The sequence below is a fragment of the Streptomyces venezuelae genome (assembly GCF_008642295.1).
Taxonomy (GTDB): Bacteria; Actinomycetota; Actinomycetes; order Streptomycetales; family Streptomycetaceae; genus Streptomyces; species Streptomyces venezuelae_C.
In genome coordinates this window covers 5362900-5385215 of sequence record NZ_CP029190.1, presented here as the reverse complement: position 1 = coordinate 5385215, position 22316 = coordinate 5362900, and the positions used below count along the sequence as shown (strand labels likewise).

The 22316-nt window shown below is 72.2% G+C and carries 12 protein-coding genes; 8 read left to right on the top strand and 4 right to left on the bottom strand.

Annotation, left to right across the window (positions count from 1 at the left end; all coding sequences use genetic code 11):
- Nucleotide 1: 1 nt before the first annotated feature.
- The 3 genes from DEJ50_RS24225 to DEJ50_RS24215 all read right to left on the bottom strand — a co-directional run bounded on the left by DEJ50_RS24225 (nt 2) and on the right by DEJ50_RS24215 (nt 5248).
- The gene (locus DEJ50_RS24225; RefSeq protein WP_150210213.1) at nt 2-1606 is read right to left on the bottom strand and encodes a hypothetical protein; all 1605 of its coding nucleotides are present in this window, start codon (nt 1604-1606) and stop codon (nt 2-4) included.
- On the bottom strand, nt 1603-3117 hold the full coding sequence (gene pelF / locus DEJ50_RS24220; RefSeq protein ID WP_150210212.1) for a GT4 family glycosyltransferase PelF: 1515 nt from the start codon (nt 3115-3117) through the stop codon (nt 1603-1605). The genes DEJ50_RS24225 and pelF overlap by 4 nt, the downstream gene beginning before the upstream one ends.
- Nucleotides 3118-3211: 94 nt before the next feature.
- Nucleotides 3212-5248, bottom strand: a complete 2037-nt coding sequence (locus DEJ50_RS24215) for a hypothetical protein (protein ID WP_150210211.1) — start codon at nt 5246-5248, stop codon at nt 3212-3214.
- Between the two features lie 359 nt (nt 5249-5607).
- Here DEJ50_RS24215 and DEJ50_RS24210 point away from each other — a divergent pair, with 359 nt between their 5' ends.
- The 8 genes from DEJ50_RS24210 (at nt 5608) to DEJ50_RS24175 (ending at nt 21488) form a co-directional block, all read left to right on the top strand.
- Complete coding sequence (locus tag DEJ50_RS24210) at nt 5608-7137, top strand: leucyl aminopeptidase (RefSeq protein WP_150210210.1); 1530 nt, start codon at nt 5608-5610, stop codon at nt 7135-7137.
- 183 nt (nt 7138-7320) lie between these two features.
- Nucleotides 7321-8709 carry a dihydrolipoyl dehydrogenase gene (gene lpdA, locus DEJ50_RS24205; RefSeq protein WP_150210209.1) on the top strand — a complete coding sequence of 463 codons (1389 nt, stop codon included), beginning with the start codon at nt 7321-7323 and terminating at the stop codon, nt 8707-8709.
- 53 nt (nt 8710-8762) lie between these two features.
- Entirely contained in the window at nt 8763-10538 is a 1776-nt protein-coding gene (gene sucB, locus DEJ50_RS24200; RefSeq protein ID WP_150210208.1) for a 2-oxoglutarate dehydrogenase, E2 component, dihydrolipoamide succinyltransferase, read from the top strand.
- Between the two features lie 130 nt (nt 10539-10668).
- Complete coding sequence (locus tag DEJ50_RS24195) at nt 10669-12060, top strand: lipase/acyltransferase domain-containing protein (RefSeq protein WP_223837895.1); 1392 nt, start codon at nt 10669-10671, stop codon at nt 12058-12060.
- Nucleotides 12053-17149: a caspase family protein gene (locus DEJ50_RS24190; RefSeq protein ID WP_150210207.1), complete on the top strand. Its 5097-nt coding sequence runs from the start codon at nt 12053-12055 to the stop codon at nt 17147-17149. Before DEJ50_RS24195 ends, DEJ50_RS24190 begins: the two co-directional genes overlap by 8 nt.
- 129 nt (nt 17150-17278) lie before the next feature.
- Nucleotides 17279-17902 carry a GntR family transcriptional regulator gene (locus tag DEJ50_RS24185; RefSeq protein ID WP_150212333.1) on the top strand — a complete coding sequence of 208 codons (624 nt, stop codon included), beginning with the start codon at nt 17279-17281 and terminating at the stop codon, nt 17900-17902.
- Between the two features lie 223 nt (nt 17903-18125).
- A complete protein-coding gene (gene aceE, locus DEJ50_RS24180; RefSeq protein ID WP_150210206.1) occupies nt 18126-20810 on the top strand; it encodes a pyruvate dehydrogenase (acetyl-transferring), homodimeric type in 2685 nt (894 codons plus the stop codon).
- A gap of 159 nt (nt 20811-20969) precedes the next feature.
- The gene (locus DEJ50_RS24175) at nt 20970-21488 is read left to right on the top strand and encodes a DUF4240 domain-containing protein (protein WP_150210205.1); all 519 of its coding nucleotides are present in this window, start codon (nt 20970-20972) and stop codon (nt 21486-21488) included.
- Between the two features lie 15 nt (nt 21489-21503).
- Here DEJ50_RS24175 and DEJ50_RS24170 read toward each other — a convergent pair whose 3' ends face one another.
- Entirely contained in the window at nt 21504-22277 is a 774-nt protein-coding gene (locus DEJ50_RS24170) for an SDR family NAD(P)-dependent oxidoreductase (RefSeq protein WP_150210204.1), read from the bottom strand.
- Between the last annotated feature and the right edge of the window lie 39 nt (nt 22278-22316).

Genomic DNA, 22316 nt, shown 5'->3' with positions numbered 1-22316 from the left:
GTCAGCGGTGGGAGGTGGCGCGGCCCAGGAGGGTGCAGACCAGGGCGGCCAGGGCGGCAGCCGCAGCCCCGGCCACCACCAGCTGCACCACCCGCGGCTGCCCCAGCCCGAACAGCAGGGCCGCGCTCTGCACCGCCGCCGCAGCCGCACACACCGCCGCCGCGATCCGGATCGCCCCGAAGGACTGGAGCAGCAGACCGGTCCACATCACCGTGCCGAGCAGCAGCAGGGTGCCGACCCGGACCCCGTTCAGGCCCGGTGCGCCGGGCCACAGCAGGGTGCCCACCACGCCCAGGGCGAGCAGCACCGACAGATAGCCCGCCAGGCAGTGGCCCAGGGTCAGCACCATGGCCCGGCGGAACGCCCGCGGGGAGCGGGCCGCCCGCAGTCCGGCCAGGCTGCCGCTGCGGAACCGGTGGAGCAGCCATTCGGCCGGGCCCATGCTGAGGGTGAGGGCCACCGCAGACGGGGCCGCGACCGCCTCGGCCGGCCCGCCCGCCAGCACCTCGCCCAGCGCGGCGTACAGCACCAGCAGGCCGGTACCCAGTCCGAACACCCCGAAGGGGACCGAGTCCGCGAGCCGCGGCCCGCGCGGGGCGAAGTCGTCCTCGCCGCCGCGCAGCACCCGCCACCGCACCGGGCCCTCGCCGGGCCGCCGGGCCAGCAGGCCCCGGACCCGGCGGACCGCCGACCGTACGCCCGCGGCCAGCGGGAGTTCCCGGACGGCGAGGGTGCACGCGGCGGTCAGGGAGACCAGCAGCAGGCCGATCCGCAGCGGCACCGGGAGGTCGGCCGCCAGGGCGGCAGCCGCGCCCGCCGCCATCGGGGCCAGGGCGAAGAACAGCAGCCGCTCCCGGCCGAGGACCAGCAGGACGGTGGCGGCGCCGACGTACAGCGCCTGTCCGGCGGCGAAGGCGTAGCTGAACGGCGGCCCGCCGGGGACGGCGAAGGCGGTGGCGGTCCCCAGCAGGGCCCCGGCCGGGGCGCCGACGAGCAGGGTGCGGCCGGCCGCCGCCCGGTCGCCCAGACCCAGCCAGGAGTACGCCCGGTGGGACAGGGTCTGGTCCCACACCCAGCCGATCAGCGCGCCGGCGAGCAGGGTCAGGGTCCCGGCGGGCAGGCCGAGCCGGTCCGGCGGGCCTTCCAGCAGGGGTGCGCCCAGCAGGTAGGCGAGCCCGGGCAGGGCGAAGATCACCCCGCGGAGCAGGCAGGCGGTGAGCGAGACCTTCCACGGGTCGGGAGCGGCGGCCGGCTCCGGGAAGGCCCGCGGGATCCGGCTGTACAGGTCCTCGGCGAGGCCGAAGGAGTCCTGGCGGCCGTAGGTGAGCCGGATGTGTTCGTCCGTCATCCCGTCGGATTCCAGCAGGGCGGCGATCTCGTCCGGGTGAACGGCGGAGGCGACCAACGGGTCGAGGCGGAGGGCCAGTTCCTCCATCGGGTCGGCGGCGGCGGGGCCTTCCCGGCGCGGCCGGGGGATGGCCGGCAGGGTGTCCCGGCGGGCCTCGGCGGTGCCGGCCGCCGGGCGGCCGGACGTACCGCCGGATGCACCGGGTGTACCGGATGTCCCGGGTGTACCGGGCGGTTTGAGCCAGAGCGATCCGCTCACCACATGCTCCCGTCCGCCGCGAGCTCCTTGTACCAGGGGTCGGCGAGCCGCTGGGTCCAGCCGTCCCCGGGCTGGACGGGCAGCACGGGTTGGCCGGCCAGTTCGCGGTAGATGTGCCGGAAGCCGTCCACCGACTGGTGCAGGGTGAACTTCTCCACCACCCGCTGCCGGGACAGCCGCCCCAGCTCGGCGCGGCGGGCGTCGTCGCGGAGCAGCGCCAGGGTGGCCCCGGCCATCAGCTCGGGTTCGCGGGGCGGGACCACCAGTCCGGTGTCGCCGACGGCCTCGCGGACCCCGCCCACATCGGTGGAGACGGTGGTCCGGCCGCAGGACATGGCCTCGATGATGCTGAAGGGGAATCCCTCACTGATGCTGGAGAGCATCACCACGCTGCCCGCCGCATAGGCCTTCGCCACGTCCTCGATCCGGCCCTCGTACGTGATGCCGTCCGCGACCCCCAGTTCGGCCGCGAGTTTCTCCAGCCGGATCCGGTAGTCCTCGCAGCCGGCCGGGACGGGTCCGAACAGCCGCAGCCGCAGGGCCGGGAGCTCCCGGCGCATGAACGCGTAGGCCCGGATCAGGGTTTCCAGGTCCTTGATCGGGTCGATCCGGCCGCACCAGCTGAGGGTCGGCACCTCGGGCTCGGGGCCGGCCTCCGGGAACCGGTGCGGGTCGACGCCGTTGTAGACGGTGCGGATCCGGTCGGCGGGCGCGCCGCCGCGTTCCTCCCAGCGGCGGTTGTACTTGTTGCACGGGGTGATCAGGTCGGCCTGCCGGTAGCCCTCCGAGTTGAGCTCCCGGTAGAAGCCGAGCATCAGGGCCTTGACCGGCCAGCGCTGTTCGGCGCTGCGGTAGCCGAGGTAGCGCTCGCGCAGGTAGATGCCGTGCTCGGTGAGGAGGAACGGCACCCGGTCCAGATAGGCGGCGGCGAGGGCGGGCAGGGTGGCGAGGCCGCTGCTGACGGCGTGCGCGACGCTGTCCGGCGGGATGCGGACGGCGAGCGGGCGGAGCGCGTGTTCCAGCAGGTCGGTGGCGGTGAGCGCATCGTGGATGGTGGGTGCGGCGCCGGCGGTGGCCAGGCCGGGGCGGGTCCAGACCCGCATCAGGGTGCGCAGCACCGCTTCGGAGCGCAGGGCCGGGGCGAGCCGGCCGGACCGGGCGAGCAGGGCGAGGGTGCGCAGGGCCTCGCCGAAGCCGCCGTGGTCGGGGTCGAGCATCGAGAGCAGGAAGTGTTCGTAGGTCTCGGTGAACCGGCGGTGGTCGCGGCCCCGCAGTGCGGCGCGCCGGCTGCGGCCGGGCGGCGGGCCCCAGAGGGGTACGACGGTGTGCCGGTAGACGTTGCGGGGCAGCTCCCAGGCGACGGGTTCGCGACCGCTGCCGGTCAGGGCTATGACGTGGAAGTCGACCTCCGGCATGCCTCTGACGAGCTGGTCGCACCAGGTGCTGACGCCCCCGTGGACGTGCGGATAGGTGCCTTCGGTGAGCATGGTGACGTGACGCCCATGGCTCATTGCGGTGTGTCCCCCCGGACTGGATGTGTTGAGGTGCGCAGGGCGGCGGCCGAGCGGGGCGGAGCCCGCTCGGCCGCGTGGAAGGCGGGTCGGGTCAGCTGGGCAGCTTGAGCGTGACCGCCGACTGGAGGGCCTCGGGCCCGGTCCAGGCCGAGCGGGTTCCGGCATAGGCGGCGCCGTACACCGTGGTGCCGAGGAGCTGCTGCTTGCGGGTGCCCTCGGGGGCGGTGACCGGTGCGAGGACCCCGGTGGGCGCCTTGACGGTGACCGTGGTGCCGATGCGGTAGGCGGTGACCTTGCCCTCGGCCAGCGCCTTGTCCCAGGCCGCCCGGCGCTGGAGTTCGGTGCCGGTGTCCTTCTGGCTCTGGTTCACGACCGGGGTGTTGGCCGCGTAGAGGGTGCGGTAGGTGTCGAGGACCTGGTCGAGCACGGGGTAGAGGGTGCGGTCCTCGGCGAGGTTGGACTGGTGGACGTAGTGCGGGCGCGGGTCGTTGGCCAGCACGTGCCGCAGGGCGGTCCGGGCCTCCTGCGGGACGATGTGCTCCAGGTAGCCGGTGGCCGGGTCGAGGGGCTCGGGCAGGCAGGTGGAGGTGCCCGGGTTGTCCTCGCAGATCCCGCTGCCGCCGTCGGCCCGGCTCGCGTAGATCCAGTTGTACTCGTCGGCCATCTCGGCGTTGGTGCCGGTGTTGTAGTAGACGTTCATCGGGTGCCGCGGGACGGTCAGGGCGGTGCCGACCGTGCGCTGGGCGGGCTCGCGCGAGTTGTCGCTGGCGATCCAGCGGACCCCGTTGTCGGCGAGGGCGCCGGCCAGGTTGGGGTTGTCCTGCGGCTGCTGCGGCAGGGTCTTCAGGCCCGAGTGCTCACCGGTGACCAGTTCGGTGCGGTCCAGTGCGATGCCCTTGCGGACGGCCCAGTTGTGGTTGTCGCGGATCTGCGCGGCGATCTCGGCGCGGCTCATCCACTGGGTGGCGCCCCGGGTGTTCTTGGCGCAGCTCCAGGGGACGGTGGCGGTGTTCTGGACGCAGCCGAGGAACGGGTGGGTGTAGGTGTGGTTGATCCAGCGGTACTTGGCCCGGTCGGCGACAAGCTGCGCGGTCATCGCATCGGTGCCGCCGTTTTCGGTCTTCCACTCCTCCCCTGCACCGCCGTTGAAGACCATGTCCAGCTTGAAGCCCTTGGCCTGCTGCCACTGGGCGGCGTACTGGGCGTCGGCGGCGGTCATCCGGATGGTGCTCTCCTTGCCCTCGCCGCCCGCGCAGGCGTAGTCGCCCGGGGTGCAGTTGAGCTCGGAGTTCCAGCGGGCGTCGGGCGCGAAGACGTCGTCCACGTGCACGGCGAAGTAGTTGCGGCTCTGGCCGAGGTGGACGCCCTGGGTGAGCCAGTCCACGATGCCCCGGGCCAGCAGCCGGTACTGCCGCTGGTACTGGTTGTAGCCGAAGGTGACGACCAGTTCGCTGCGCCCGTCGTGGACGTACTCGCCGAGCAGCGAGGCCCGGCCGGAGCCGACCGGGGCGTCGAGGTAGCTGGTGTAGCCGGGCCGCGGCTGTCCCATGAAGCCGAAGCTCTCCGGGATCAGGACGGAGTTGTCCTCGAAGGTGACCTCGCCGCCGAGGTAGCCGAAGGGGCCGGCCTTGCCCGCCGGGGTGATCGCGGCCCGGGTGCCGTCGAGCTGCCCGGCGTAACCGCCGTTGTCGGTGTATTCGAGTCCGACGCCCGGGTGGGCCCAGGTGTAGGCGTCGACCTGGCGGATGCCGTACGCGGTCTCGTACGCGGCCAGTGCGGCCATCTCCGCGGAGCCCTCGCCGAACGGGTTCTCGCTGGGCAGCACCACCCCCTGGAACTTTGCGCGCGGCCGGCCGTCGACCGTGTCGCTGAGGAAGCCCGCGTCGATCACCGGGCGGCTGCCGCTGCCCAGGTCGATGCGGGTATACGGAACCCCGGTGTCCCGGAGTTCGGCGGTGATCGCATCGATGGAGCTGCCGCCGTCGTCGACGACGAGCACCTTGAGGTCGATGCGCGGTACCGCGGCCGTCTCGGCGACCGTGGCAGCCGAGGCGGGAACCGCCACGGACACCAGCGCTGCCACGGCCCATGCGGCGGCAGCCCTGTTCATCCGGTTCTTGTTGACCATGCCGGCCTTTCCCCCCGCAGGCATCCCTCGGCAACGGCCACAGGCGGATGTGCCGGGCCGGGGAGGCTCTGTGGAAATCATGCAAAGGAACCCCGCGTCCCCTTGCGAGAGTGGCTCGAGTCTGTCGGACCCCGTCAGGTCCAAAAGGCAAACGTTGAACAGTCGCCACAGATGGGTGAACCTCACGGCCTCTTGATCGAACAACTTGCCAAACCTTCGATTGCCGTACGGACCACAGCGTGCGCGTACGCTCATTTCTGACGGCTGCCCGGCCGGAATACGATCGCTGCGGACGGCCGGCGACCCCGGCACGGGCCACATGCCCCACATCACACATACGGAAGCGAGACCTCACCACCGTGACTGCTCTGACTCTCAGCACTGCCGGCGCGGCGACGCTGCGCGCCGACGCCCTCGTGGTCGGCGTGGCGAAGGGCCCCAAGGGTCCCGTCGTGGCCGCCGGCGCCGAGGCCGTGGACAAGACGTTCGACGGAAAGCTCGCCACCGTGCTCGATGCCCTCGGTGCCTCGGGCGCCGAAGGCGAGATCACCAAGCTGCCGGCCCCGGACGGTCTGAAGGCCCCGGTCGTGCTGGCGGTCGGGCTCGGCCCGGTTCCGGAGAAGGACGAGTCCTACGACGAGGAGGCGCTGCGCCGTGCCGCCGGTGCCGCCTCCCGTGCGCTGGCCGGTGCCAAGAAGGCCGCCTTCGCGCTGCCGCTGGAGGACGCCTCGGCCGTGACCGCGGTCGCCGAGGGCGCGCTGCTCGGCGCGTACGCCTTCACCGCCTACCAGGGCGGCACGAAGAAGAACGGCAAGGGCGACGGCCCGAAGGGCCCGCTCGCCGAGGTGACCCTGCTGGGCGCCAAGCCGCGGGACAAGGACCACAAGGCCGCCGTCGAGCGCGCGAAGATCGTCGCGAGCGAGGTGAACATCGCTCGAGACCTGATCAACACCCCGCCGAACGACCTCACCCCCGAGGCCTTCGCCGCCGTGGCCCAGACCACGGCCAAGGAGCTGGGTGTCAAGGTCCAGGTGCTGGACGAGAAGGCGCTGGTCAAGGGCGGCTACGGCGGCATCATGGGCGTCGGCAAGGGCTCCGAGAACCCGCCGCGGCTGGTCAGGATCGCCTACACCCACCCCAAGGCGGAGAAGACCCTCGCCTTCGTCGGCAAGGGCATCACCTACGACTCGGGCGGCATCTCCCTCAAGCCGGCCGGCCACAACGAGACGATGAAGTGCGACATGTCCGGCGCCGCCGCCGTGTTCGCCGCCGTCGTGGCCGTCGCGAAGCTGGGCCTCCAGGTCAACGTCACCGGCTGGCTGGCGCTCGCCGAGAACATGCCCTCCGGCTCCGCCACCCGCCCCGGCGACGTGCTCCGCATGTACAGCGGCAAGACCGTCGAGGTGCTGAACACCGACGCCGAGGGCCGCCTGGTGCTGGGCGACGCGCTGACCCGCGCCTCCGAGGAGAACCCGGACGCGATCATCGACGTCGCGACCCTGACCGGCGCGATGGTGCTGGCCCTGGGCGACCGCACCTTCGGCATCATGGCCAACGACGACGCCTTCCGCACCTCCATCCACGAGATCGCGGAGGAGGTCGGCGAGGCCTCCTGGCCGATGCCGCTCCCGGCGGACCTGCGCAAGACCATGGACTCCCCCACCGCCGACATCGCCAACATGGGTGTCCGCATGGGCGGCGGCCTGGTGGCCGGCCTGTTCCTGCAGGAGTTCGTCGGCGAGGGCATCACCTGGGCCCACCTGGACATCGCCGGCCCGGCCTTCCACGAGGGCGCCCCGTACGGCTACACCCCCAAGGGCGGCACCGGCTCCGCCGTCCGCACCCTGGTCCGGCTGGCCGAGCGCACGGCCACCGGCGACCTGGGGTAGTCACCCGGTCACCGCGGCCCCGGGCCGGGAAGCCCGGGGCCGCGCTGTTTGTTCGGTCATGCGAAGATGGGTCCTCGGCAGGACAGGGCCCCCACCACAGGGCCGAAAGACAAGCGGCCGATTACCAGCCGCCGCCCGGTCCCCAACGACCGGTGCCCGGCGCACATGCATGGAGGACGTGACGTGGCGAACGACGCCAGCACCGTTTTCGACCTAGTGATCCTCGGCGGTGGCAGTGGCGGTTACGCCGCGGCGCTGCGCGCTTCCCAGCTGGGTCTGGACGTTGCCCTGATCGAGAAGAACAAGCTCGGTGGCACCTGCCTGCACAACGGCTGCATTCCCACTAAGGCTCTGCTGCACGCGGGCGAGGTCGCGGACCAGGCTCGCGAAGCCGCCCAGTTCGGTGTCAAGGCCGCTTTCGAGGGCATCGACATCGCCGGCGTGCACAAGTACAAGGACGAGGTCATCTCGGGCCTGTACAAGGGTCTGCAGGGCCTGGTCGCCTCCCGCAAGGTGACCTACATCGAGGGTGAGGGCCGCCTCTCCTCCCCGACGTCCGTCGACGTCAACGGACAGCGCATCCAGGGCCGGCACGTCCTGCTGGCGACCGGTTCCGTGCCGAAGTCCCTGCCGGGTCTGACCATCGACGGCAACCGCATCATCTCCTCGGACCACGCGCTGGTGCTGGACCGCGTCCCGCAGTCCGCGATCGTGCTGGGCGGCGGCGTCATCGGCGTCGAGTTCGCCTCGGCGTGGAAGTCCTTCGGCTCCGACGTCACCGTGATCGAGGGCCTCAAGCACCTCGTCCCGGTCGAGGACGAGAACAGCTCCAAGCTGCTGGAGCGCGCGTTCCGCAAGCGCGGCATCAAGTTCAACCTGGGCACCTTCTTCGACAAGGCCGAGTACACCGAGAACGGTGTGCGCGTGACCCTGGCCGACGGGAAGACCTTCGAGGCCGAGGTGCTGCTGGTCGCCGTCGGCCGCGGCCCCGTCTCCCAGGGCCTGGGCTACGAGGAGCAGGGCGTCGCGATGGACCGCGGCTACGTCCTGGTCGACGAGTACATGCAGACCAACGTGCCGACCATCTCGGCCGTCGGCGACCTCGTCCCCACCCTCCAGCTGGCGCACGTCGGCTTCGCCGAGGGCATCCTCGTCGCGGAGCGCCTGGCCGGCCTCAAGCCCGTGCCGATCGACTACGACGGTGTGCCGCGCGTGACGTACTGCCACCCCGAGGTCGCTTCCGTCGGTATCACCGAGGCCAAGGCCAAGGAGATCTACGGCGCGGACAAGGTCGTCGCCCTCAAGTACAACCTGGCGGGCAACGGCAAGAGCAAGATCCTGAAGACCGCGGGCGAGATCAAGCTCGTCCAGGTCAAGGACGGTGCCGTGGTCGGCGTCCACATGGTCGGTGACCGGATGGGCGAGCAGGTCGGCGAGGCCCAGCTGATCTACAACTGGGAAGCCCTGCCGGCCGAGGTCGCGCAGCTCATCCACGCGCACCCGACCCAGAACGAGGCGCTCGGCGAGGCCCACCTGGCCCTGGCCGGCAAGCCGCTGCACTCCCACGACTAGCAGTCACGGGCGCGACGACCACTTCCGCACTTTCGTAAGGAGCAACTGAAACCATGGCGGTTTCCGTAACCCTTCCGGCGCTCGGTGAGAGCGTCACCGAGGGCACTGTCACCCGCTGGCTGAAGGCCGAGGGCGAGCGCGTCGAGGCCGACGAGCCGCTGCTCGAGGTGTCGACCGACAAGGTCGACACCGAGATCCCCTCGCCCGTGTCCGGCATTCTGGCCTCCATCAAGGTCGCCGAGGACGAGACCGTCGAGGTCGGCGCCGAGCTGGCCGTCATCGACGACGGCTCCGGCGCCCCGGTCCCGGCCGCGGCTCCGGCCGTCGAGACGGTCGTCGCCGAGGTCCCCGCGGCCCCGGCGGCTCCGGCCCCGGTCGCCGAGGCTCCGGCCGCTGTGGCCCCCGCCGCTGCGCCGGCTCCGGCCGCCGCCGGCACCGATGTCGTGCTCCCCGCCCTGGGCGAGTCCGTCACCGAGGGCACCGTCACCCGCTGGCTGAAGTCGGTGGGCGAGACGGTCGAGGCCGACGAGCCGCTGCTCGAGGTCTCCACCGACAAGGTCGACACCGAGATCCCCGCGCCGGTCGCCGGCACCCTGCTGGAGATCCTGGTGGGCGAGGACGAGACCGCCGAGGTCGGCGCCCGTCTCGCCGTGATCGGTGTTGCCGGTGCGGCCCCCGCCGCGCCTGCCGCCCCGGCCGCGCCGGCTCCGGCCGCCGCTCCGGCTCCGGCCCCCGTGGCCGCGCCGGCCGCGCCCGCTCCGGTGGCTCCGGCCGCTCCGGCTCCGGCTCCGGTCCAGGCCGCCGCCCCGGTGGCCGCTCCGGCTCCGGTCGCCCCGGCCCCGGCTGCCGCTCCGGTCGCCGCCCCGGCTCCGGTCACCCCGGCCGTCGCGGGCGACGAGGGCGCGTACGTGACCCCGCTGGTGCGCAAGCTCGCCTCGGAGTCCGGCGTCAACCTGAGCACCGTCACGGGCACCGGCGTCGGTGGCCGTATCCGCAAGCAGGACGTGCTGGCCGCCGCCGAGGCCGCCAAGGCCGCCGCTGCCGCCCCGGCTCCGGCCGCGGCTGCCGCTCCGTCCGCCGCGAAGGCTCCGGCCGCCGCGGTCTCGGAGCTCCGCGGTCAGACGGTCAAGATGACCCGCATGCGCAAGGTCATCGGCGACAACATGATGAAGGCCCTGCACTCGCAGGCGCAGCTGTCCTCCGTGGTCGAGGTGGACATCACCAAGATCATGAAGCTGCGCGAGCAGGCCAAGGCCTCCTTCCTGGCCCGCGAGGGCGTCAAGCTCTCGCCGATGCCGTTCTTCGTCAAGGCCGCGGCCCAGGCGCTGAAGGCCCACGCGGTCGTCAACGCCCGGATCAACGACGACGAGGGCACCATCACCTACTTCGACTCGGAGAACATCGGCATCGCCGTGGACTCCGAGAAGGGCCTGATGACCCCGGTCATCAAGGGTGCCGGTGACCTCAACCTGGCGGGCATCTCCAAGGCCACGGCCGACCTGGCCGCCAAGGTCCGCGGCAACAAGATCACTCCGGACGAGCTGTCCGGCGCGACCTTCACCATCAGCAACACCGGCTCGCGCGGTGCGCTGTTCGACACCGTCATCGTGCCGCCGAACCAGGTCGCCATCCTGGGCATCGGCGCCACCGTCAAGCGTCCGGTGGTCATCGAGACCGCCGAGGGCACCAACATCGGTATCCGCGACATGACGTACCTGACGCTGTCCTACGACCACCGTCTGGTGGACGGCGCGGACGCCGCCCGCTACCTGACCGCCGTCAAGGCGATCCTGGAAGCCGGCGAGTTCGAGGTCGAGCTCGGCCTGTAAGGCACCCCGCCCCAGGGCCCGTACGGCGCCCCCGCCCGGATTTCCTCCGGACGGGGGCGCCGTCGTCGTACCCGCCCTACTGTGGTGCTCCGCACACTTCCGCACAACGGACAGAGCACTGGGGGGCGTTGTGGAGGACCTGGTCGTCGTCGTGCCCGGCATCATGGGCAGCCGGCTCGCGGACGCCGAGGGGCGGCCGGTGTGGGACCTCTCGGGCGGCGCTCTGACACGGGCCGTCCGCACCCTGGGCGGCTCGCTCAAGGACCTCCGGCTGCCGGCCGGCACCGGGGACGACCATCCCGGGGACGGGGTCCGGCCCATCGGGCTGATGCCGGACCTGCACGTGGTCCCCGGCCTGTGGCAGCCCGTCGACGGCTACACCGGCCTGATGTCCTGGCTGTCGGCGACCTTCGGGCTGACCCCGGGCGAGGGCCTGCTGGACTTCCCGTACGACTGGCGGCTGTCCTGCCGCTACAACGCCCGGCTGCTGCGGCGGCGGGTCGAGGAGGCGCTGGAGCGCCGGAGTGCCGCCCGCCCCGGGCAGGCCGCCGATGCCCGCGTGGTGTTCATCTGCCACTCCATGGGCGGGCTGGTCGCCCGCCACTACGTCGAATGCCTCGGCGGCCACGCGGTCACCCGGCGCGTGATCACCCTGGGCACCCCGCACCGCGGCTCCCTGGACGCGCTCGGCCACCTGGTCAACGGGCTGCGCAAGGGCTGGGGCCCGCTCGGCGTGGACCTCACCGCATTCGCCCGGAGCCTCCCCTCGCTCCACCAGCTGGCCCCCGACTACGCCTGTGTGGCGGGCCCGGACGGCTCCCTGGAGTACGCCCGTGACCTGCCGGGGCTGCCGGGGATCGATCCGGAACTGCTGGCGGATGCGGCCCGGTTCCATGCCGCGCTGCGCACCGCCGCGGACCGGGCGGACCCGACCGAGCTGCACGCCGTCGTCGGAGTCCACCAGCCGACCGCCACCACCGCCCGCTACACCGAGGACCGGCTGGTCCCGCTGGGCACCATCGGGGGCGCGGACGAGGGCGGCGACGGCACGGTGCCCCGGCTCGCCGCCCGCCCGGCCAATGCGGCCGGCACCGGGCACCCGGTGGCCGAGTCCCACACCGCCTGCGAACAGCACGGCTCGCTGCAGAACAACCCGGGCGTACGGGACACCCTGATCCGGCTGCTGGGCCAGGAGCCGCCGTTCCACCGGGGCCGGGACGGCGCCGGCCCGCCGCTGGGCGTCCATGCCCCCGGCCTGCTGGAGCCGGGCGATCCGTACCAGGTCACGGTGACCGTCCCGGTGACGGCCGACCGTCACGACGAGCTCGCCCTCACAGCGGAACTGCATCCGGCCGCGGGCGGGCGGCCCGTCCTGCGCTCCCTGCGCAACCTCGGCGGCGGCCGGTACACGGCGACGTACCCGGCGCCGGATCCGGGCGGGTACCGGCTGGTGGTCCGCCCGGACCGGACCGACGAGGGCGCGGTGACGGCCCTGACGCTGGTGGGCGGCGCCGGTGAGTGAGCAGGTCATGCCCTCGGTGCCGGCCGCCGCGGGCGGGCAGGAGCCGGGGGCCGGGACGGAGAACACGGTCCGCGGCACCGCCCTGGGCATCGTGGTCGAGAACTACGCGGACCCCCGCGCCTTCCCGGCGCTGACCGGTGCCGTCGAGCAGATGCACGGGCTGTGCACCCTGCTGGAGGGCTACGGCTACACCCCGACCGTCCTCGCCGACCCCGGCCGCGACGCCCTCAAGGCACAGGTCCGGGACTGGCGGACGCACTGGGCGGCGGAGGGCGGGAACGGACCGGCCGTGGTCCTCTGGTCCGGCCACGGCGTGCTCGCGGCCGATGCGGAGCTCCGCCTGATCGTGGCCGACACACAGGATCCGGAGGACGAGGAGGAGACCTACGCCGCCCGTCTGCTGACGGCCGCCGCCCTGGCCGGCCGGGCCGATCAGGTGCTGCTGCTCATCGACACCTGCTACGCGGGTGCCGGGGTGGTGGAGTCGCTGAGCAAGGCGCTGGGCAGTCTGTCGGCCCGCAGCCTGCCGCCCGACCGGGCGGCCTGGCTCGGGGTGATCGCGAGCTGCCGGCCCCGGGAGCGGGCCGAGGGCCGGGGGGTGCTGCTGGACACGGTGGCCCGGGTGCTGCGCGAGGGGCCGCGGTCGGCGGAGTACCGCCATCAGTGGAGCCGCCGCAATGCCCAGGTCAGCGGGGCTGCGGTGATCCAGGCCGCGCGGGCCCAGTGGCCCGGGGAGACGGGCCAGCGGCCGGTCATCGCCACCCTCGGCGAGGAGCGGGCGATGTTCGCCAACCCGCGCTGGCAAGGGGCCCGGGCCGGCCGGGAGCCGGAGCTGGTGGAGCATCTGGTGCGGGCCGCGCGCGGGGCCGACCGGGTGGACGAGGGCTGGTTCTTCAGCGGCCGGCGGCGGGTGCTCGGCGAGATCGTGGGCTGGCTGCGGGCGGGCGAGCCCGGGCTGTTCCTGGTGACGGGCGGCGCCGGCTGCGGCAAATCGGCCGTGCTGGGGCGGATCTCGACCCTGTCCAGCCCCTCGCACCGGGCGGACATCCGGGCGCACGACGCCCTCGGCCCCGAGGACCCGGACCCGGGCGAGGGCTCGGTGGACGTCTCCCTGCACCTGCGCGGTTCGACGGTGCAGCAGCTCGCCGAGGCCCTCGCGGAGGCCCTGCGGCTGCCGGCCCCGGCGACCCCGGCGGCACTGATCGCCGAGGTCGAGCAGGAGTGGCCGGAGCCGGCCGGCCGTCGCCCGGTGCTGGTCCTGGACGGCCTCGACGAGGCGGCCCCGGACCAGGCGGGCCGGATCGTCGAACAGCTGCTGGCCCCGCTGAGCCGGCTGACCTGCGTCCTGCTCGGCTCCCGCGACCGGCCGTTCACCCCCCGGTCGGCGCCGGGCGAGCCGCTGGACCGGGCGGTGAGCCGGCTGCTGGACACCCGGGCGCGGGTGGCGAGCCTGGACGAGGAGAGGGACACCGCGGCGGACATCGAGGAGTACGGCCGGCGGCGGCTGACCCGCTCGGGCGGCCTGCCCGCGGAGGGCGCCGCGAAGGCGGCCCGGCTGATCGCCGGCCGGGCGGCGGTGGGTCACGGGGGGTTCCTGTTCGCCCGGATGGCAACGGACTCGGTGATCCGCCGGTTCCGGGCCGACCGCCCGGGCGATGCCGGGGCGACGGACTGGGAGCAGTTCCTCCCGGCCTCGATCAGCGCCGCGTTCACCGAGGACCTGGCGGAGGGCCCGCAGCGGTACCGGGACGGCGAGCTGCTGCCGGGCGCCACCGGGGACCTGCTCAGCGCACTGGCGTGGAGCGCGGGCAGCGGTATGCCCGCCTCGGGCGTCTGGGAGGCGGCGGCGTCCGCGCTGGCCCCGGAGGGTACGGAGTACACGGCGGCGGACGTGGACTGGCTGCTGAACACCTACGGCCGGTACGTGGTGGAGGACGACGACGGCACGCAGGCGGTATACCGGCTCTACCACCGCGAGTTCGCCGAGCACCTGCTGGCGGGCGCCCCGCCCGAGGCGGCGTACCGCGTCGCGCGGGCGATGGTGGGGCTGCTGGGGCCGGTGGCGGAGGCGGGGGCGGACCTGGCGGAACCGGAGGAAACCGCCGCGCTGGCGCTCACGAACGCGTACGTCCCCCGGTCGCTCAGCTATCACGCCGTGGTGGCGGGAGCCGAGGGCATCGCGCTGATCCGTGAGCTGGCCGGTCGTCGGCCCGGACTGTTCCTCCCGTACCTAGCACTGGCTCTCGACGAGCTCGCCTACTCGCGGAGCCAGCGCGGCCACCGAGCCGAGGCCGTGCCACTGGCCCTGGAGGCCGCAGCCATCCACCGCTCCCTGGCCGAGGCCGACCCCGTCGGCCGCACCCCTCTCCTTGCCGCCTCGCTCAACGACCTCGCTGCCTTCCAGTCGGCCATAGGCGACCGGCCAAACGCCGTAACCACCAGTGCCGAGGCCGCTCGGATCTACCGGGAGCTCGCCGAAGCGGATCCGGCCGCCTACCTGCCCCGGCTCGCCGGTTCACTCAACAACCTCGGCACATTCCGGAACGAAAACGGAGACCGACACGGAGCGCTCGTCACCCTGAGCGAAGCCACCCGGATCGACCGGTCCCTCGCCGAGATCAACCCCGCCGCCTACCTCCGCAGCCTCGCCGGCTCACTGCACAATCTCGCCACCGCCCAGCGTGACAACGGCGATCGGGAAGGCTGCCTGGCCACGGCCATCGAAGCCACCGACCTGTACCGGACCCTGGCCGAGACCGATCCCGCCGCTCATCTGCCCAGCTTCGCCCGGGCCCTCAACGCCCTCGCCACCAGCCAGGTCGAGAACGGCGACCGGGGCCGTGCGTTGGCCACCGGCATCGAAGCCACCCGGATCCACCAGGCCCTCGCGCAGGTGAACCCGTCTCTTTACCTGCCCGAATACGCGATGGCGCTCAGCAACCTGGCCACGATCCAGGGGGACAACGGCGACCGGCAAGGGGCGCTCGCCACCATCACCGAAGCCACCCGGATTTACCGAACCCTCACCGGGGACGATCCCGCCGTGCACATCCCCAGCTTTGCGGCCTCGCTCAACAACCTGGCCACAATCCAGGGGGACAACGGCGACTGGCAGGGGGCGCTCGTCACCATCACCGAAGCCACCCGGATCCACCGGTCCCTCGCCGAGATCAACCCCGCCGCCTACCTCCGTAGCCTCGCCGGCTCACTGCACAATCTCGCCACCGCCCAGCATGAGAACGGCGATCAGGAAGGCGGCCTGGCCACGGCCATCGAAGTGACCGGGCTGTACCGGACCCTGGCCGAGGCCGATCCCGCCGCTCATCTGCCCGACCTCGCCCGGGCCCTCAACAACCTGTCCAGTCACGTGCCCTCCATCGGAGACACGGAGATCGATCTCGCCGCCATCCGCGAAGCGGTCGCCATCCGCCGCACGCTAGCCCTGGCCAACCCTGCCGCCCACAACCCCGACCTGGCCGCGTCGCTCATCAACCTCGCCATCCGCCAGGGCGAGAGCGAGGACTGGCCGGGCTCCCTGGTCACGAGCACCGAGGCCACCGACATCTACCGAGCCCTCGTCCGGGCCAATCCCGCAGCCCACACCGCCCAGCTCGCGCATTCGCTCGGCACGCTGACCTGTGCCCAGCTCGAGACCGGGGACGGGTCGGGGGCGCTGGCCACCGGCACCGAAGCCGTTGCGCTCTACCGGGCCCTCGCCGAGGACAATCCCGCGGCCCATCTGCCCAACCTGGCCGCACTCCTCAACAATTTCGCGGCCGTCCTCCGCAAGACCGGGGACCGTCCGGGGGCGCTGGCCGTCATCACCGAGGCCACCGGGCTCTATCGGACGCTCGCCAAGGACAATCCCGCATCCCGCCTGCCCGACCTCGCCCTGACCCTCGACAACCTGGCAGCCACCCGGCACGAGAACGGCGACGGGCCGGAGGCATGCGCCGCCGCCACCGAATCCGTCGCGCTGTACCGGGCCCTGGCCCAGGCCGACCCCGTCGCCTACACCCCGGGCCTTTGCACGGCCCTCGGCACCCTTGCCCTCCTTGCCCCGGCAGAGCAGGCCCTCGCCGCGTTCGAAGAGGCCGAGCGGGCCCTGGCCGCGCATCCGGAGGCAGCCCGTGAGCTGGCCGTCGGCCGCGCAGCCCACCAGCTGACCCTGCCGGATGCCGGGCCCGGAGTACACACCCTGATCGAGCTCGCCACGTCAGCACCCGCGGGCACCGCCGTACAGGCCAGGATCCGGCTCCGCGCCTACAGCCAGTCCGACGGCACGCGCACCGAACGTGTGGCGACGATGTGGCGGGAGCAGGCCGGGAGCGAGCCACCCGCGTGGCTGGCGGTGCCCGATGCTGTGATCCGTCTGACGCTCGACTGGGCCCGCTGTCCGAGCTGGGCGGCCAGCCGGGCCTTCTGGGAGGAACACCGGGAGGAGCTCGGCTCCGCCGATGCCATGACGGCTCTGGAGGAGTTCGCACTGACCGACAGCCGGGGCCGACAGCTGCTCGCCATCGCGCGTGCGGCATCGACGGACGGTCCGGAGGCCGCCTTCCGCCCGTACATCACCGCCGACCTCCTCCACGCGTGGCTGGCCACCCCCGACTGGGAGGAATCCCGGCGCCATCTCGCCGAGCACGCCGAGAACCTCCTCTCGGACCTGGCGCTCCGGCTGCTCGCCTCCGGGTCCCGCACCCCTGTGCGGGCCGTGCACTCCGCCCTGTTGACCCTCGCCCGCGCCGACGGAATCCCGGCCGCCTATGCGTACATCGGCGACCATGCGGCCCTGCATGACCGGCTGCGGGAGCTCCTTGCCCAGATCCAGCCGCCCTCCGCTGTCATTGCAGCAGGTGCCACTCTCGAACTCCTGGTCCACAAAGAGCAGTTCGCCGCTCGCGTCCATTCCGCCCTCGCCTCGGCCCTGAACAGCGACGACCCCGCCACCGAGGACTGGCCCCCCGCCACCCCCGCCGAACGCGACCGCGCCCTCGCCGAGATCGCCGGCCTGATCGGCCTGCACCCGCAGCACGCTGCGGCCCTGAGCGCGCTCATGCAGCGGATCCTGGCCACGGAGGTCCTGTAACCAGCCTCACCCGCGGTACCTGCTCGCGGACGCTTCGCACAGGTCGGGGGCGCCGTATTGTCTACGCATCAGTACCCTCATCAGGCATCAGGACCCCTGCGCGACCTCCCAGGAGATGAAAACCCGATGATCACGCCACCCGTGGTGCATTCGCTCCGCGAGCAGATCCGCGAGCACATCGTGGAGGGCATCGTCAGCGGGCGCTGGAAGCCCGGCGAGCGGATCGTCGAGCGCCGCATCGCCGTGGAGCTGGAGGTCAGCCAGACGCCCGTACGGGAGGCCCTGCGCGAGCTGGAGACGCTGCGGCTGATCGAGTCGGCGCCGAACAAGGGCGTCCGGGTGCGGAACCTGACGGCGGCCGACCTCGAGGAGATCTACCCGGTCCGGGCCGGCCTGGAGCAGATCGCGGCCGAGCTGGCCGCCCCGCGGCTGGCGACGGACTGCAGTGCGCTGGAGCCGCATGTGGCGGCCCTGTGGGAGGCCGACCGGGCGGGGGACGGCACCGCGCAGGTGCGCCACACGGTGGGCTTCCACCGGGAGATGGTGCGGGCGGCCGGGAACAGCGTGCTCCTGCACACCTGGGAGAGCCTGGGGATCGAGGTGTTCACGGCCCTGTCGATCCGCTGGCTGGGGACCGTGCAGAAGTCCTACGCCGAGGAGCACGAGGCCCTGATCGAGGCGTTCCGCCGACAGGATCCGGAGATCGGCCTGCTGGTGAAGCGGCATGTCCTGGGGTGCGCACCCCGGGCCTGACAGGGCTGATTGTCCCGTTTTGCCCGGCACTGCGTGCCTCATTCCGCGGCACGCAGTGCCGACTTTCGCCCTACAGCCATTTTTTGGACACTTTTCTTTGATCGATCATCGATCAGCGTCTTACAGTCGTCGGCGGACCCCATCCGGGTCCGCCGACCCTGTCCTGCCCGTCAGGGTTCCTTATCTTCACCACCCTCCTTAGTCCGGAAGGCGGCGCACACCGATGTCCGACCCCGTAGGAAAGCTTCCGAGCGAGCTCGACCAGCTCCCGGACCGCGACACCGAGGAGACCGCCGAATGGGCGGCCTCCCTGGATGCCGTTGCCAAGGCCGCCGGTACGCGCCGCGCCGAGTACCTGCTCCGCCGTACCCTCCAGCACGCCGAGGCCGCCGGACTCGCGCTGCCCAAGCTGCTGGAAACGGACTACGTCAACACCATCCCGACCTCCGCGGAACCCGAGTTCCCCGGTGACGAGGCGATGGAAGCCAAGATCACCGCATGGAACCGCTGGAACGCGGCAGCCATGGTGACCCGCGGCTCCAAGTACGGCGTCGGCGGCCACATCGCCACCTTCGCCTCGGCGGCCTGGCTCTACGAGACCGGTTTCCAGCACTTCTTCCGCGGCAAGGAGAACGACGGCTCGGGCGACCAGCTCTACATCCAGGGCCACGCCTCCCCCGGCATCTACGCCCGCGCCTTCCTCGACGGCCGCATCTCCGAGCAGCAGCTCGACAACTTCCGGCAGGAGTCGGGCGGCAACGGCCTCCCCTCCTACCCGCACCCGCGGCGCCTGCCCTGGCTGTGGGAGTTCCCCACGGTCTCCATGGGCCTCGGCCCGCTCTCCGCGATCTACCAGGCGCGGTTCAACCGCTACCTGCAGAACCGGAACATCAAGGACACCGCCAACTCGCACGTCTGGGCCTTCCTGGGCGACGGCGAGATGGACGAGCCCGAGTCGACCGCCGCCCTGGCCCTGGCCTCGCGCGAGCAGCTCGACAACCTGACCTTCGTCATCAACTGCAACCTGCAGCGCCTCGACGGCCCGGTCCGCGCCAACTTCCGCGTGGTCCAGGAGCTGGAGGCGCAGTTCCGCGGCGCCGGCTGGAACGTCATCAAGACCCTCTGGGGCTCCGCCTGGGACGAGCTGTTCCAGCTCGACACCACGGGCGCCCTGGTGCGCCGCATCCGCGAGGTCCCGGACGCCCAGTTCCAGACGTACGCGACCCGCGACGTGGCCTACATCCGCCAGCACTTCTTCGGCGCCAACGCCGAGCTGGTGCAGCTGGCGGGCGTGCTGTCGGACGCGAAGATCGCCGAGTGCTTCCACACCTCGCGCGGCGGCCACGAGCCCCGCAAGGTCTACGCCGCGTACAAGGCCGCCCTGGCCCACAAGGGCGCGCCGACGGTCATCCTGGCGCAGACCGTCAAGGGCCACACCCTGGGTGCCGGGTTCGAGTCCAAGAACGCGAACCACCAGATGAAGAAGCTGACGATCGACGAGTTCAAGGACATGCGTGACCTCCTTGGCCTCCCGATCCCGGACAGCGCCTTCGCCGACGGTGTCGTCCCCTACGGCCACCCGGGCGCGAACAGCCCCGAGGTGCAGTACCTGCACGAGCGCCGTGCGGCCCTCGGCGGCCCGGCCCCGGCCCGCAAGGTCCACCACGTGGCCCTGCCGGCCCCGGCCGAGCGCTCCTTCGCCCCGCTGCTCAAGGGCTCCGGCAAGCAGGAGATGGCCACCACCATGGCCTTCGTCCGGCTGGTCAAGGACCTGATGCGGGACAAGGAGACCGGCAAGCGCTGGGTGCCGATCGTCCCCGACGAGGCCCGTACCTTCGGTATGGAGTCCCTCTTCCCGTCAGCCGGCATCTACTCGCCGCTGGGCCAGACGTACGAGCCGGTCGACCGCGACCAGCTGATGTACTACAAGGAAGCCAAGGACGGCCAGATCCTCAACGAGGGGATCACCGAGGCCGGCGCCATGGCCGACTTCATCGCCGCCTGCACGTCGTACGCGACGCACGGCGAGCCGATGATCCCCTTCTACATCTTCTACTCGATGTTCGGCTGGCAGCGCACCGCCGACCAGATGTGGCAGCTCGCCGACCAGCTGGGCAAGGGCTTCATCGTCGGCGCCACCGCCGGCCGCACCACGCTGACCGGTGAGGGCCTCCAGCACGCGGACGGCCACTCGCACCTGATCGCGTCCACGAACCCGGCGTCGCTCAACTACGACCCGGCCTTCGCGTACGAGATCGCGGTGATCGTCAAGGACGGTCTGCGGCGGATGTACGGCGAGCAGCCGGAAGACGTCTTCTACTACCTGACGGTCTACAACGAGCCGAAGCCGCAGCCGGCGATGCCCGAGGGCGTCGAGGAGGGCATCCTCAAGGGCCTGTACCGCTTCAACACCGCGGCCGACCTGGCCGAGGCGGCCCCGGCCGCCGACGCCGCGAAGATCCAGCTCATGGCCTCGGGTACGGCGATCCACTGGATCCTGGAGGCGCAGAAGCTCCTCGCCGCCGACTGGAACGTGGCCGCCGACGTATGGTCCGCCACCTCGTGGGGCGAGCTGCGCCGGGACGCGCTGGAGTGCGACGAGGCGCTGCTGCGCGGTGAGGAGCGCACCCCGTACGTCACCCGCGTGCTGGAGGGTGCCCCGGGCCCGGTGCTGGCCGTTTCCGACTGGATGCGCCAGGTTCCGGACCAGATCAGCCAGTGGGTGCCGCAGGACTACACCTCGCTGGGCACGGACGGCTTCGGCCTCTCCGACACCCGCGAGGGTGCCCGCCGCCACTTCGGTGTCGACGCGCAGTCGATCGTGGTCGCCGCGCTGGCGCAGCTGGCCCGCCGCGGCGAGGTTCCCGCCTCGGCCGTGAAGGAGGCCCGGGAGCGCTACGGCCTGTAGGCCGCCGACGCCGCCGAAACCGCAGAGCTGCACCGAAGGCCGGTGCCCGCCCCCGAGGGGGCGGGCACCGGCCTTCGGGCTATTGGCCTTCGGACTGTCGGGCTATTGGCCGTATGCGCGGTGGCGGTGCGCGGGCGGACCCAGGATGCTGGAGCGGTGATGGACGAGACGGAGTTCTGGGAGATCGTGGACCGCACCCGCGAGGCCGCGGAGGGCGACCCCGAGGAACATGCCGAGCTGCTCGTCGAGCGGCTGACCCAGCTCGACCCGGACTCCGTGCTCGACTTCGCCCGGCATTTCGAGTCCCGGTACAACCGGGCGTACACCTGGGACCTGTGGGGTGCGGCCTGGGTGCTGCTCGACGGGGCCAGCGACGACGCCTTCGACTACTTCCGGTGCTGGCTGATCGGCCAGGGCCGGGAGGTCTTCGAGGGCGGGGTGCACGACCCCGACCAGCTGGCGGAGCTCCTGGGCGAGTTCGACGAGGAGATCGACGGGGACGGCGAGGAGCTGGGGTACGCGGCGGACGAGGCGTACGAGCAGCTGACCGGGGTGGTCGCGCCGGACCTGGGCATCCCGGTGCAGGCGGCAGAGCCGGAGGGCGCTCCGCTGGACTTCGAGAACGAAGCCGTCCTGGCGGAACGGTTCCCCCGGCTCTGGGACCGTTTTCGCGGCTGACCTTCAGCCTCTGGACTAGTAGTGGGTTCCGCCGTCGATGCGGATCTCGGTGCCGGTGATGAAGGCCCCGTCCTCGGAGCCCAGCATGGCGACCACACCGGCCACGGTCTGCGGGCCGGCGAAGCCCTGGCCGATGGCCGGGGCCAGCTTGGCGAACAGCGACCAGTCGGTGTCCTCGGGCAGCCCCGGGCCGGTCCCGGTGGTCATGCCGCTCTCGATCGAGCCGGGCGCCACGCAGACGACCCGCAGCCCCTGCTTGCTGTACTCGGCGGCGAGCCCGTGGCTCATCGACTGGATGCCGCCCTTGCTGGCCGCGTACGCGGACATGTAGGGGTGGGCGAAGGACGCCGAGGTGGAGCTGAAGTTGACGACGACCGGCTTGTCGCCGGCCAGCAGCGCCGGGAGCGACTCACGGATCATCAGGAAGGTGCCGGTCAGGTTGACCGCGATGACCTTGTTCCACAGCTCGAGTGTGGTCTTGTGCGTGTGCTCCGAGCGGAGGATGCCGGCCGCGTTGACCAGCACGTCGATGCCGCCGAGCGTGTCCACGGCGGCGGCCACGCCCTCCTTGACCGCCGTCTCGTCCGATATGTCGAGCAGCGCGGTGGTCAGCCGGCCGGCGGCGACGCCGTCGGCCGCGGCCTGCTCCATGGTCGCCTTCAGGCCGGCCTCGTTCACGTCGATGGCGTGGACCCGGCCGCCCTCGGCGAGGATGCGGTGGACGGTGGCCTGGCCGATGCCGGAGCCGCCGCCGGTGATCACGACGCGTCGGTCTGTGTAACGGTTCATGGGGCCGAGCGTACCCAGGTCGTGACACGATTTGCCAGG